Raw genomic sequence first — 13,768 nt, forward strand, 5'->3', positions numbered from 1 at the left:
CTTATGCAAGAAACTGTTCTTCCCGCGGCCGGCGCGCCTCTCCCCACGCTGGTATACGTGCTGATTCCTCTGTTACCGTTCCTGGGTTTTCTGATTAACGGTCTCCTCAACAAACGTTTGTCGGGAACGATGGCGGGTGTCATTGGCAGCACAACCGTACTTGGTTCGTTCCTGATTTCAGCTTACCTGTTCAGTACCTTCCAGTATCAATACACTGTCACGCTGTTCGACTGGATTTCGGTCGGTTCGATGCAGATTCCTTTTGCCTACCAAATCGACCAGCTCAGCCTAATCATGCTGCTGTTAGTGACGGGCGTTGGCTTCCTGATTCACGTGTACAGCATCGGCTACATGCACCACGACGAGAATGTGGGCAAGTACTTCAGCTTTCTGAACCTGTTCGTGTTCAGCATGCTGGTGCTGGTGCTCGGGGCCAACTTCGTGATTCTGTTCATCGGCTGGGAAGGCGTGGGACTCTGCTCCTACCTGCTTATCGGCTTTTGGAACAAGCACGAAAACTTTAACAACGCGGCCAAGAAGGCTTTCATCATCAACCGCATTGGTGACCTAGGTTTCCTACTCGGTATCTTTCTCATCTACCTCACTTTCAACTCGGTGCAGTATGGTGAGGTATTCCATAAAGCGTCGTTAGCGCAATTTGGTCCTTATACCAAAGAGATTTGCACGGCTATTACGTTGCTGCTCTTTGTGGGTGCCATGGGTAAGTCGGCACAGTTGCCGCTCTATACCTGGCTACCCGACGCTATGGCCGGCCCAACTCCTGTTTCGGCGCTAATCCACGCTGCGACCATGGTAACCGCAGGCATTTACATGGTGTTACGCTCCAATGTGCTATTCACCCTAGCTCCTACCACGTTGGAAGTAGTTGGCATTGTGGGTCTAGCCACTGCTTTCTTCGCTGCTACAATTGGCTTGGCGCAGAACGACATTAAGAAGGTGCTAGCTTACTCTACGGTGTCGCAGCTAGGTTATATGTTCCTGGCGCTAGGCGTAATGGGGTACACCTCGTCTATGTTCCACGTTCTGACGCACGCTTTCTTCAAAGCGCTGATGTTCTTGGGTGCGGGTTCTGTCATTCACGCCATGAGCAACGAACAGGACATGCGCCGCATGGGTGGCTTGCGCAAAGCGCTACCGATTACGTTTCTTACATTCTTGATTGGCTGCCTAGCTATTTCAGGTATTCCGCCGTTCTCGGGTTTCTTCTCCAAAGACGAAATCCTGAGCCACGTGTATGAGCACAACAAGCTCATGTGGGCTGTTGGTCTGTTCACGTCGTTCCTAACGGCCTTCTACATGTTCCGGCTGCTCTTCCTTACTTTCTTCGGTCAGTTCCGCGGCACCGAGGAGCAGAAGCACCACCTGCATGAGTCACCCGCTTCCATGACGCTGCCGCTCATCGTCCTAGCGGTACTAGCTGCGGTAGGCGGCTTCATGGGTGCACCAATGATTCTAGGGAAACACTACTTGGCTGACTACCTAGCTCCAATTTTCACTTACTCGCAGCGAATCAACCCAGCCGCATTTGCCGCTGAAGTGGATCACAACACAGAGCTCATGCTCATCGGTGCTTCCGTGGCGGCGGGTGTGCTAGGCATTGTGCTGGCTTACGTGCAGTATGTGAGCCGCGGCGTGCTACCCGCTGAGGATGAAGGGCAACGCTCTACTCCCGAAAGCCTCGTGTACCACAAGTACTACGTGGATGAGCTATATGACGCACTATTCGTGCGGCCCATTATGGTTTTGTCGCGTGGTCTGTACCGCTTCGTGGAGCAAGGCATCATCGACCCGATTGTGAATGGTTTCGGCCGGATCACCCTAGGTGGCGGGCAGCTGTTGCGCTATGTACAGACGGGTACCACCGGAATGTACTTAATCCTGATGGTAGTAGGCATCGTGCTGATTCTGGCGCTTAACCTTTTTCGGCTTTAAGCTTAGCTAGCGATGAACAGTATTCTTCTTTTTTTGGGAGATATCAGAAGTAGTGATCTAATTCTGATTCTGTTCCTAGCTTTCCCTATTGGAGCTTTATTACACTTTTTGTCTAGCATTATTGGCCGCAAACGGCCAGATATTCTAGTCATTTTTCTGGTGAACTTATTGGCGGGCTGGTCAATCATTGACTGGTTTGTCGCTCTTTACCTAGCCCTCCGCAAAACTCCTATTGCCATTCCTTCTGCTTTTTCTTCTGCTTCGGTTGCCGATGAACTAACCAAGCTTCGTGACTTACGCAACCAAGGCGTGCTCACGCAGGAAGAATTCGAGCGTCAAAAGAATAACTTGCTTACCTAATGCTTACAGCTGTTCTCCTTTTTTTCCCCCTAGCGGCTGCGTTGCTGCTTCACTTTTTCAAAGGTGGCACTGCCCGCGTGGTGGCGTTTGGGGCGGCATTGCTCGAATTTGTGCTGGCGGTAGTAGTGGCCATTGCTTCTAAGTCATCGGCGGCAACGCAATTTTCCATCGATCAGCCTTGGATTGCTTCCTCTGGCATTCGCTTCCACATCGGGCTCGACGGGCTGAGTTTGTTGCTAGTACTGCTCACCACTTTCCTAGTGCCGCTGATTATGCTGGCCTCCTTCCGCCACCAATACAAGAATGAGTCAGCTTTGTACGCCCTTATCCTGTTTATGCAAACGGGTCTAATCGGCGTATTCGTGTCACTGGATGCGTTTCTGTTCTACTTCTTTTGGGAAGTGGCACTTATCCCGATCTACTTCATTGCTGGGGTATGGGGCGGCGAACGACGTGTGCAGGTTACCTTCAAGTTCTTCCTCTACACGATTATCGGTTCGCTATTTATGCTGGCTGCTTTCGTGTACCTCTACTTCCAAACGGGTGCCAACGGTGCTGAGCGCAGTTCCGACCTGCTAGCTTTCTACAACCTGAGCTTGAGCGCTGCTCAACAATCGTGGTTGTTCTGGCTGATCTTTATTGCCTTTGCAGTGAAGATGCCCATCTTCCCCTTCCACACATGGCAGCCCGATACGTACACTGAGTCGCCGGCCCCAGCTACTATGCTGCTGTCAGGTATCATGCTGAAAATGGGCATTTACGGTACGCTACGCTGGTTGCTGCCCATCGTGCCACTAGGCGTGAGCCAATGGAGCAAGTTGGTGATGATCCTGGCTGTAATCGGCATTATTTACGGGGCCATCATCGCCATCCGTCAGCGTGACTTGAAGCGCTTGGTGGCGTATTCTTCGTTTTCGCACGTTGGTCTAATGGCGGCAGGCGTTTTCTCGCTTACGCAAATAGGCTTGCAAGGTGCTGTTATTCAAATGCTCGCACACGGCGTGAACGCCGTCGGCATGTTCTTCGTGGTAGATGCTATCGAGCGTCGCACGGGTACCCGCGAAATATCGGACCTAGGTGGCCTCACCCGCCATACACCGGTATTGTCCGTCACCTTCCTCATAATGCTACTCAGCACGGTAGCACTGCCGCTCACAGCAGGCTTCGTTGGCGAGTTTCTGCTACTCGCAGGCGTATACGAATACAACGCTTGGCTAGGTGCAGCAGCCGGCCTGACCATCATCTTCGCGGCAGTATACCTGCTGCGCATGTTCCAGCGCGTAATGCTCGGCCCCGATACGGCGCTCACCGCGACGTTCCGTGACCTAACTGGCTCGGAGCTAGCTGTGTTAGCGCCATTGATTGTGCTAGTATTCTGGATCGGCTTGTTTCCTAATACTTTTCTGCACATCTCCGAGCCTAGCATCATTCAGCTGCTAGACATCGTGAAGCGGTAGTCTGCAAGCGTGAAGCTTCAGCTTTGCGCATTGTTTGCACCGTGTATTCATTCTTATCGCCTGTCGTTCAACGATACAAGAAGCTGAGCTTCGCGCCACATTCGCCGATATGACTTCTATTGTTCTTCTTTCTGTTCTCGGCATTGCCAATCTGTTCTTAGGCTTTTTGCGCTCCAACCGCATTCTGCTGCCGGCAGCCTTGGTTATTTTGCTCCTAGCTTTTGGCGCCAACGTATTGGATTGGGGTGCCGCGCCGCAGTCGTACTTCAACAACATGCTCACCGTTGACAGCTACTCAGTGGCTTTCACGGGCATTGTAGTCCTCACGACACTTCTACTGCTCCCCTTCTCTGAGAAGTATGTGCGTGATGACGAAGCCAACTTAGCTGAATACTACTCACTGCTGCTGTTTGCGCTGGTGGGCGCTATTATGATGGTGAGCTACGACAACATGCTGATGCTGTTCGTAGGTATTGAAATCCTGAGCATTTCGATGTACGTGCTGGCCGGCTCCGATAAGCGCAATGTGCGCTCCAACGAAGCCGCGCTGAAGTACTTCCTGATGGGCTCATTTGCCACTGGCATTCTATTGTTCGGCATTGCGCTGGTGTACGGCGCTACCGGTACGTTCCAACTCACGCAAATCGGGGCAGGCGTTGCCAACCCCGCCAACGCCAGCTTCGCTCCCATGCTCTACATCGGCATGCTGCTGATGTTTATTGGTATTGGCTTCAAAGTATCGGCGGCGCCATTCCACTATTGGACGCCCGATGTGTACGAAGGAACGCCCACGTTCTTCACGGCCTTCATGAGCACCGTGGTGAAAACCGCCGGTTTCGCAGCCTTTTTCAAACTGCTGATGATTGCTTTCAGCACAGCCAAAGGCTTCTGGATTCCAACCATTGTGTCTATGACGGTGCTCACCCTGCTTATCGGTAACGTAGGGGCTGTGGCGCAGTCTAGCGCAAAGCGCATGCTCGCCTACTCCAGCATTTCGCACGCAGGTTATCTGTTTATCGGCTTAGTAGCGCTCAATGGCAAGCTCTCCGCCAATGGCATCTTCTTTTACTCGCTCGCTTACTCCATTGCTACCGTAGCGGCTTTTGCCGTGCTTAAGCTCGTCATTGACCAACGCCAGCGGGAAGACTATGATGGGCTCAATGGCCTAGCCAAAACAAATCCGCTGCTCGCCTTCGTACTAACGGTAGCCATGCTCTCCCTCGCTGGTATCCCGCTCACGGGTGGCTTCTTCGGCAAGTTCTTCCTGTTTGGTGCAGCCGTCGATAAAGGGTATATCGGCCTGATCGTGTTTGCCGTAGTCATGTCGATGGTAGGTATCTACTATTACCTGCGCCCGATCATCGCCATGTACATGCGTCCCGCCGTCGATGAAGCGGCTACACCAATAGCAGTTAGTCCCTTCCAATCGGTAGTACTGGTGGTACTGGCTTTGCTAACGGTACTCCTCGGCGTACTTCCTGGCTTGGTGAGTAACCTTCTGTAAGCCTATCATTATTCAAGTTGCGGAGAAGCCCGCTATGCAGTACCTAGGTGCTGCATAGCGGGCTTCTCCTTTTGCAGTGCTTCTGCTGCTACATTGGTCGAGGATGCTGTAGAAACTCCCTAGCTCGCACTTCGACAATCAATTCCTTAAAACCAAAAAGGGCGACCATAACGGTCGCCCTTTTTGTAAGTAGTAAAGTAGTAAACTTTTTGTATAGGCTTTAATTATTATGGTATGGTAAGTAGTTGTATTAAGCATTTTACAACTACTATGCCAAACCACAAGCAGTGCCTTACTTTCTAGTAACGCGTAGGCTGATACGACGGTTAAGCGCACGTCCATCTTCGGTATCATTGCTGGCAATACCGTGTTTGTCGCCGTAGCCTTTGGCCTCGATGCGCTCGGTGGGTATGCCCATGTTGATGAGCGTCGCCATTGCTGATTTCGCCCGCTCCTCACTCAACTTTAGGTTTTTGAAAGCATCACCGCGCGTGTCGGTATAGCCGCCTATTTTCACTTTCGCCGTTGGGAAGGTTTTCAGAATATCTGCTACGTTTTGCAGCTGCACCAATGACTCGGCCGTGAGGGTCGTCTTGTTTGGGTCAAAATACACGCGGTCGAAACTGATCCAACCTTTGGTGCGGTTCACGGAATCGACCTCCGTGGCCGGATCGACCAGGAATTCGTACAGTTTGCTCTCAGTGGAGTTAGCCCCTACAATCTGCTTGGTTCCGTTGCTTAGCTTCAGTACCGTTGGCAGTCCGGTGTCGTAGATGTAGTTACCACTGGCTGCGTCGTAATGGCCGTTGACAGCTGCCGGCGCGTTTGTTTCTGCTCCTACCTTTTTGTTAGTAGCGTTAGCCGGCGTAGCAAACCCATCGACGCCCGCTAGCGCCGCGGAGCTAGGCGCCTCTACGGCACCAGGCTTGTAGCCTACTAGATAGCCAATGGTAGCGGCGGCAACTACCAAAGCAACCCACAGCCAACGACTTGTTTTATCAGCAGTTTGAGCTACGGCCATTGCGGGCCTCGGCATCTCGACGCTGGGCATACTGGCGAGCATCGGGGTAGCGGCTACGGGTTGTGCGGGATGTTGCTCACGTTGGCTTTGCAGCCACAGGCTAAGCTCCTCGGCATTCCAACCATGCTCAGCTACTTGCTCTCCTAGCATTCCTAGGGCAACGGGTACCACGATATTCAGCAGGTCGGCAACAGAAGTGGTCTGAATGCCAGCGGCTACTGCGATGCTGCGCACGGCTCCTTGATACCGATCCTCAAGCAAAGACTTGATTAGGTTCACCCCACGGTTGGCATCTACAGCGGCCTCATGCTGTAGCATTTGCTGCGGATTATTCAGCACCGACGCTTTCGACGCCTCGCGTGCCATGCCCCACACCACTTCCCTGCCTCCTACGCGTTCGGCCAACTCGATCAGGCTATTTACCGTCAGGGGCACAATACGGCGCAGCGCACTCCGAATACCTAGCTCTTCCTCACGGGCTAGGTCGCCAGTTTGTGTTAGGGCATTGCGGAGTATGAAGCTCTTTATTTCTTCCAGTAAACTTTGCGTCATAATCATATGATTAACAATTACGTTTTGAGGACGTGATAATACAAAAAAATAGCGGATAAGCACCAAAGGTTGAGCTTACAAACAATTGGTAATCAGCCGCCAGCTGACGAGCTGCCTATACGTTTTCCAACGAAAAAGAGCGACCTCATCAGCCGCTCTTTTTTCATTATTGCTATCTAGCACTGTTTATTTTTTTGTTACCCGAACGCTAACGCGACGATTTAGCGCTCTGCCATCCTCGGTAGTGTTGCTGGCAATGTTGTAGCGCGAGCCATAGCCTCTGGCTTTCACATTGGCTTCCTTGACCCCCATTTTTACGAGGGTTGCTTTGGCAGCTTGCGCGCGTGCTGCGCTCAGTTTCTCATTAAGCACAAACCCGCCCGTACTGTCGGTATAGCCTCCTAGCTGCACTTGAGCCACCGGAAACGTCTTGAGAATACTTGCTACGTTCGACAGCTGCCACATCGACTCCGGCGTCAGGATTGCCTTATTGGGCTCAAAGTAAATGCGGTCGAACGTAATCCAGTCCTTTCCTGAGCTGAGCGTATCAACTTTAGCAATGGGGTCAGATAAAAATTGGTATAGCTTGTTCTCAGTGGAGTTAACTCCGATTATTTGCCGAAGGCCATCCTTGAGCTTCAGCACGGCGGGCACTCCACCTTGGCCGTAAACGTAACTGCCGTTAGCGGTGCTATAGTTACCGTTGGCCGCGATAGCGGCTGGGTTGACAGCATCCCAAGGTCCCTCTGCCGCGGCGTCGGATGAACGGGAAGTTGGGCGTCCTGCTGGTGGATAGCCCGCGTACTGCTCTGAGTTGGGCTGGTACCCTAGCAAATAGCCAATCACGCACGAAGCCACTACCAATGCAATCCACAGCCAGCGACTCGTTTTTTCCGCTGGATGCGTGGTAGGCTGCTTGGTATACGCCGTGTTGAAGGCGGCGCCCCCTGGCACGACCAACGTAGGCATACCCAGCGGCCCCCCGTGTTGCCCCTGCTGACTGCGTAGCCACTTACTCAAGGACTCGGCGCTCCAGTTATGCTCCCCAGCTTGTTCGCCCAAGATACCGAGAACAACAGGCACCACGATATTCAGCAGGTTCGTGGCAGACTCCGCTTTGATATCGGCAGCCGAAGCAATGCTCTGAATAGCGCTGCCATACCGCTCACCTAGCAAGGAATGCATGAGCTTGGCTCCGCGGCTGGAAATAGTTTTGGTGGCGTACAACGTCTTGTGCGGATTACTCAGCAGCTCCGATTTTGCAGCTTCGCGAGCCATGCTCCACACTACTTCGCGGCCGCTGGCTTGCTCCGAAAACTCAATCAAGCTATTTACAGCGAGCGGTACTACTCGTTCCAAAGCATTCTGCGCGGCACTTTCCCGCTCATCGGCTATGCTGCCTACTTGCATCAGCTCGTTGCGTAGCACGAAGTTTTTTACTTCGTCTAATAAACTTTGCGTTAGGATCATGTCGGGCGTGTCGTAAAGCGAAAAGCTTAGTGCAATTTTTTTCTTGATAATTACTATTCAAGAAAAGATCCATACGATACGAACTGCCCAGTTGGATTTAGGGCCTAGGCTGAACTTTGGTTTTGCCACCCTCCTATCCTGCGCCTGCTCTAGCTAGGCCTCATTGAAAAACGCCTCATTTTTAGAACGCTTCATGGTGAGCCTGTTGCCGTCAATGTCTTCTTTTTCAACAAACAACAAACCCTGCCAGCGCCGCTTTTCACCGGAGTTGGCAGGGCTTACCTGCTATAATAAGGTAGTATACTGGCTAACGTGTTGTTATTACACGCGGCGCATCACTACACCAATCTCATCGGCATACACGATAGCATCATCGCCAAAGGGCGCTTCCCCGCGGAAACGCTGTAGCAGCCGGGCCGTCGTGATAATATCTTTTTGGCAGTAGTGCACGATGCGAGGCAGATCCCGCTCGCTGTAGTAGACGCGAGCCACATCTGCTCCCGAAATATCATCTTTGGGCGTTGGAATGCCAAACATGGCCGCCAAGAGCGCCAGCGACGTGAACGACTTCCGGTCGCCAAACTTCCACAGCTCCATTGTGTCGAGGTGCGGAATTTCCCACGGTTTCTTGCCCGCAATATCTAGCTGCGGTGGTAGCTGCAGCCCATTGATTAGCAGCCGCCGACCTAGGTATGGAAAGTCAAACTCTTTTCCGTTGTGCGCGCACAATAGGTAGTTCGGCTTGCGTGCGAGCAGGGCCGCAAATTCCTGCAGCATCTTCTTCTCGTCGTCGTCAGCAAAGCTTTTCACTTTGAAGCGCCATTGTTCTTCCTGCTTATCGAAGTAGAAACAACCAACGGAGATACACACTACCCGACCAAACTCGGCGTAAATACCAGCTTGCTCGAAAAGACTAGCAGCCTCAAGGTTCGACGGCATTTCCTCAACGTCGGCGCGGCTAGAGCTCCAGCCTTTTTCGCGACGCAAGGCATGGCACTTATGCTCCCATAACAGCCGTAGCATGTCGTTCAGCTCATCGTGGCAGCCCACGCACGGCACCGTTTCGATGTCGAGAACGAAAAGCTGATCGAGCGAGGTTTTTTGCAGAATCTGCATGGGAAAGGCTGCTAACGGGATTTTACTACTCCGAAGATAGCCTTTTCAACCTGATGCTCGCAACGGAACCTAGGTCAGAACGGGTTTGGGGCCGGCCAATTAGCTACCACAGAGAAGATAAGCGGTTGGCAGAAAAACCACAGAGATGGCACTTTGTTGCTGGCCGGACCAGCTCAGGCCAGTGCAGGTTGCTTCGTAAGGCAGAGACCTAGTAAGATTAGGGCGAGATGACGACGTGGCTTTGCCATAAGACAGAGGGGAGATTGAGCGCGTGTGAGGCGCCGTATGTTCAAGATGGACTTGCTCTGCTGAGTGAGCACTACTGCTAACCCCTCAAGGTACCTTTTCTCCGACCCCACTGTCAATCACATGATGATGTGATGCGCCGCCCTGAAGGTTCCTGTTATTGCTTGGCCCTAGCGGCTAGGTCAAACCTTGCCGCAGTGCCTTACTCACCGCCTCCGTCATCGAGCGCACATGCAGCTTTTCATAAATCTTCTTGATGTGGGAGCGCACCGTATCGATGCTAATGCCTCGGTCGGCAGCAATCATCTTATAGCTGTAGCCTTCTACCAAGAGTCGCAGAATTTCTCGCTCACGGGCGCTCAAATTGGCTGCTGATTCATCGTTGCTGGCGGAGGGAGAAGCTGGTGCTTTCGGAAAAAGCTGTAGCACCTGACGGGCAATGGCAGGCGTCATGGGTGCGCCACCGGCGCGTACCTCACTGATAGCTTCTAGCAAACGAGCAGGCGGCGTTTTCTTGAGCAAATAGCCGTCGGCACCGGCGCACACGGCACCAAAGACCCTGTCGTTTTCCTCAAATACCGTGAGCATCACCACGTTGATGGTAGGCGCATTGGCCTTTATACGACGCAAGCCTTCAATGCCATTGATGCCAGGCATATCGATGTCCATTAGTACGACGTGGGGCTGCAGACGCGCCACGTCGGTTGTTACTTGCGTGCAATTGCCGAAAGCTCCTACTAACGACAACCCAGGGGCGCCAGCAATCAACTGACTTAGGCTAGCCTGCAAATCGGGGTTGTCTTCGTAAATGAGTACGCGAGTCGATGTTTCCATAACGAGCTAAATTAGGTCACTAAGGTACGACAGCCCCGAACGCCGCGCGACTGCATGATCATGTGATACCGCGGATGCTCGCAACTACTTCCTGTTGCCTAAGCAGCACGCCCGCATAAGTTAACAAACTAACTACCAGCTTACTAATTTACAAGCTCGCCTTTGTTCGGTGGGTTAGCTATTCCTGCGAACCTAGCTATCTAGCGGAATGCTTAGCTCTATTTTCGTGCCCTGGCCGGGCGCTGTTTGAATGGTAAGCGTCCCTTTTAAAACGGCGGCCCGTGCCCGCATATTCACCATACCGTTGCCACCGCCCCGAGCTGGCGCTTGCGGGTCGAAGCCTACGCCGTCGTCCTCTACTTTCAGGATCAATCGGTTGCGCTCGTACAACAGATTAATGGCTGCTTCCTTCGCCTGGGCGTACTTGGCTAGGTTGTTCACGGCTTCCTTGAAGAGCAAGAAAAACTCGCGCCGGGCTTGCATATCCAGCCGCAACCCTTGCACTGAGGGCGCCACCCGGAAGCTAAAATCGATGCCGCGGCTTTCGAGTACCTCGGAGGCAAAGCGGCGCATGCGGGCCGTTACATCATCGAGCGAGTCGTGTGCGGGGTTAATGGCCCACACGATATCGTCCATGGCGTCGAGCATGCGGCGCGAGCTTTCCCCGATTTGCTCCAGCAAACGCTCTACCTGATCGGGGCGCTGGTGCTGCTGGTGGTTGCGTGCTAGTTGGCTCAGGATGGAGATGCTGCTGAGTGTTGAGCCCATATCGTCGTGCAAGTCGCGGGCGATGCCGTGGCGAACCCGCTCCATGGCCAGCAACTGCCTGACGCGCACCCGGTAGGCAAAGAAAAGTACGCCAAATACGCCCCAACTGCCGAGCACCCTAAACCACCACGTCTGGTACCAAGGAGGTTCTACAATGATGGTAAGCCCAGGCTTAGCCTTGCTCCAGACCCCGTCGTTGTTGGCAGCCCGCACCCAGAACGTGTAGGTACCAGGCCCTAGGTTGGTGTACGTAGCTTCGTGCCGATTTCCCGTCATCACCCAACCTGGGTCGAAGTTTTCCAGCCGGTATGCGTACCGGTTCTTATCGGGACGGCGAAAGTTGAGCGCGGCGAATTCTAAGGAGAAAAAATAATCACGCGGACTCAAGTGGATAACGCGACGTTCGGTGATGGATGTATCAAGCTCCACAGGCTCATTGAACTTGCGAAAGTCGGTTAGTACTAGGGTCGGCGGTACATGATTGATGCGTACCTCATCGGGTCGAAAAACTACTAGGCCACTCACTCCCCCGAAGTAGAAGCGGCCGCTACGCCCCCGGTAGTAAGCACCCGCATTATATTCATCCTGCACTAAACCATCGCGCGTGTCAAAGTTGTGAAACTGGCGCGTGCGGGGCATAAAGCAAGCTATACCCTTATTAGTAGACAGCCACAAGCTTCCCTGGTCGTCTTCCAATATGCCGTACACCATGTCGTTGGGTAAGCCTTGCGGTTCGCGGAACGCAGTGAAATACCCCTTCTGCTTATCATCAAGCCGGCAAAAGCCCCCACCTTCCGTCCCGATCCACAACACGCCAGCTCGATCTTCGAGGATCGTGCGCACGAAGTTGCTGCTCAAGCTTCTCCCTCCCTTGCTTTTGACACGATAAGCCCGAAACTTCTCCGTCTGAGGATCAAACTGACACAAGCCCCCGCCACCCGTTCCGATCCATAATTGCCCGTCGTGGTCTTGACAAACCGCCCGTACAAAATTGTTGCTCAAGCTAGCTGGGTCCTTCGGGTTGTGCTGAAAAGTCGTGAACTTTCCAGAAATAGGGTCATACTTGTTGAGGCCGTTTTCAGTACCAATCCACAAACGTCCTTGCTTATCCTCGTAAATGGCGCGAATAAAATTATCGCTGATGGTATAGCGCCCCTCGGGGTCGTGACGGTAGTGCCTGAACTGATTGCTACCCGGCTCTAGGCAATCAAGCCCTTGGCTTTGAGTGCCCACCCATAGGCGCCCTTGCCGGTCGAGCCACAAGGCGCGCACGTGGTCTTCGCTGAGGCTGCCGGCGTCTTGTGGATTGTGGCGAAACTCGCGCCGTTCGCCCGTTTTCGGATTGTAGCACACCAACCCCTCACTCTCCGTTCCGATCCAGGCTCGCCCAGCCCCATCCTCATACACGGCCCACAACGGCCCGCCGCCTCGTCGGCTGATGGGGTAACTGGTGAAGGGTACCGGCTGCCCACTGAAGCTGCTCAGCCCGGCCTCGGTTCCTACCCACAACAGCCCTGTGCGGTCTTCAAACAACGACTGCACTACATTGCCAGACAACGAATGAGGATCGTGCTGCACGTGCAAAAAGGTGTCAAACTTCTTCTCCTGCGTCCGGTAGCGGGCTAGCCCCATAGCAGTGCCCACCCACAAAGTACCTTGCTTGGTCAGCAACAAGGCCCGTACGTTATTGCTGGGCAATCCACCCGGTTGGTTATTGGCTCGAATGATCTGCGGTGGTTCTCCGTGGGCACCCAGGTACACCACACCATCTATTTCAGTGCCTGCCCATAGACCACCTTGCCCATCCGGAAACAGCGCAGTAATGGCGCTATTGGCTTGCCAGCGTGGATGCGGTACCAACTGATTGGTGCGCGGATCTAGCCGGCTTACTTTTCCTTCCCCGGTCCCGACCCACAGCGCCCCATCAGCGGTCTGGGCGATTGCACGGATTGAATTGTGTCGAACGCCTGCTTCTTCGTTTGGGGCATGCTGGAAGCGCTGCACAGGCCTGCCGTCGTTTCTTACTTGGTGCAGCCCATCTTCTGTCCCTACCCAGATGCGGCCTTCCTGGTCGCAGAATACTACCCGAACAAAGTTATCAGTTATGCTTCCCGGCGCATAAGACTTCGATTGAAAGATGCGCATCCGCCCAGTTATTGGGTTGTACTGGCACAGCCCGCCACCGCCGGTCCCGATCCATATTTTCCCCTGGCGGTCTTGGGCTAGGGAAAGAACGTAGTTGCTACTCAAACTACCTGGCCGCTGTGGATCGTTGCGAAAGACATGAAAAGCGGCCCCATCAAAGCGGTTCAGGCCATCCTGGGTACCTAGCCACAGAAATCCCCGCCGATCTTGCAACATAGCCGCCACGCTATTCTGCGACAGGCCGTTGGCGGTCGTGAAGGTGTGAAACAGCAACGTTGGTGGGGAAGGCATCATTGGCCCCGCCCACGCAGTAGGCCCAGTTCCTACTGCGAGGAATAACCC

The 13,768-nt window shown here is 53.5% G+C and carries 9 protein-coding genes; 4 read left to right on the top strand and 5 right to left on the bottom strand.

The annotated features are described in order from the left end of the window. The first annotated feature begins 3 nt into the window (after positions 1–3). From nuoL to SD425_RS23350, 4 genes are all read left to right on the top strand, one after another. Positions 4–1,953, top strand: a complete 1,950-nt coding sequence (gene nuoL, locus SD425_RS23335; protein WP_324672824.1) for an NADH-quinone oxidoreductase subunit L — start codon at positions 4–6, stop codon at positions 1,951–1,953. A 108-nt stretch (positions 1,954–2,061) separates the two neighbouring features. Beyond that, positions 2,062–2,313 carry a superinfection immunity protein gene (locus tag SD425_RS23340; protein WP_324672827.1) on the top strand — a complete coding sequence of 84 codons (252 nt, stop codon included), beginning with the start codon at positions 2,062–2,064 and terminating at the stop codon, positions 2,311–2,313. After that, the gene (locus tag SD425_RS23345; protein WP_324672829.1) at positions 2,313–3,770 is read left to right on the top strand and encodes an NADH-quinone oxidoreductase subunit M; all 1,458 of its coding nucleotides are present in this window, start codon (positions 2,313–2,315) and stop codon (positions 3,768–3,770) included. Before SD425_RS23340 ends, SD425_RS23345 begins: the two co-directional genes overlap by 1 nt. A gap of 109 nt (positions 3,771–3,879) precedes the next feature. Further along, complete coding sequence (locus SD425_RS23350; RefSeq protein ID WP_324672831.1) at positions 3,880–5,274, top strand: NADH-quinone oxidoreductase subunit N; 1,395 nt, start codon at positions 3,880–3,882, stop codon at positions 5,272–5,274. A 292-nt stretch (positions 5,275–5,566) separates the two neighbouring features. Here the strand turns inward: SD425_RS23350 and SD425_RS23355 are convergent, their stop codons facing one another. The 5 genes from SD425_RS23355 to SD425_RS23375 all read right to left on the bottom strand — a co-directional run bounded on the left by SD425_RS23355 (position 5,567) and on the right by SD425_RS23375 (position 13,720). Next, on the bottom strand, positions 5,567–6,847 hold the full coding sequence (locus SD425_RS23355) for an OmpA family protein (protein WP_324672833.1): 1,281 nt from the start codon (positions 6,845–6,847) through the stop codon (positions 5,567–5,569). Positions 6,848–7,033: 186 nt separating this feature from the next. Next, the gene (locus SD425_RS23360; RefSeq protein WP_324672835.1) at positions 7,034–8,317 is read right to left on the bottom strand and encodes an OmpA family protein; all 1,284 of its coding nucleotides are present in this window, start codon (positions 8,315–8,317) and stop codon (positions 7,034–7,036) included. Positions 8,318–8,638: 321 nt separating this feature from the next. Then, positions 8,639–9,433 carry a 3'-5' exonuclease gene (locus tag SD425_RS23365; RefSeq protein ID WP_324672838.1) on the bottom strand — a complete coding sequence of 265 codons (795 nt, stop codon included), beginning with the start codon at positions 9,431–9,433 and terminating at the stop codon, positions 8,639–8,641. 423 nt (positions 9,434–9,856) lie between these two features. Continuing rightward, positions 9,857–10,513 (bottom strand): response regulator transcription factor, encoded by a 657-nt coding sequence (locus SD425_RS23370; RefSeq protein ID WP_324672840.1) that lies wholly within the window; start codon positions 10,511–10,513, stop codon positions 9,857–9,859. 192 nt (positions 10,514–10,705) lie between these two features. Beyond that, the gene (locus tag SD425_RS23375; protein WP_324672844.1) at positions 10,706–13,720 is read right to left on the bottom strand and encodes a two-component regulator propeller domain-containing protein; all 3,015 of its coding nucleotides are present in this window, start codon (positions 13,718–13,720) and stop codon (positions 10,706–10,708) included. Positions 13,721–13,768 lie beyond the last annotated feature (48 nt).

Origin of the sequence: Hymenobacter sp. GOD-10R, from assembly GCF_035609205.1 — a bacterium.
Lineage (GTDB): Bacteria > Bacteroidota > Bacteroidia > Cytophagales > Hymenobacteraceae > Hymenobacter.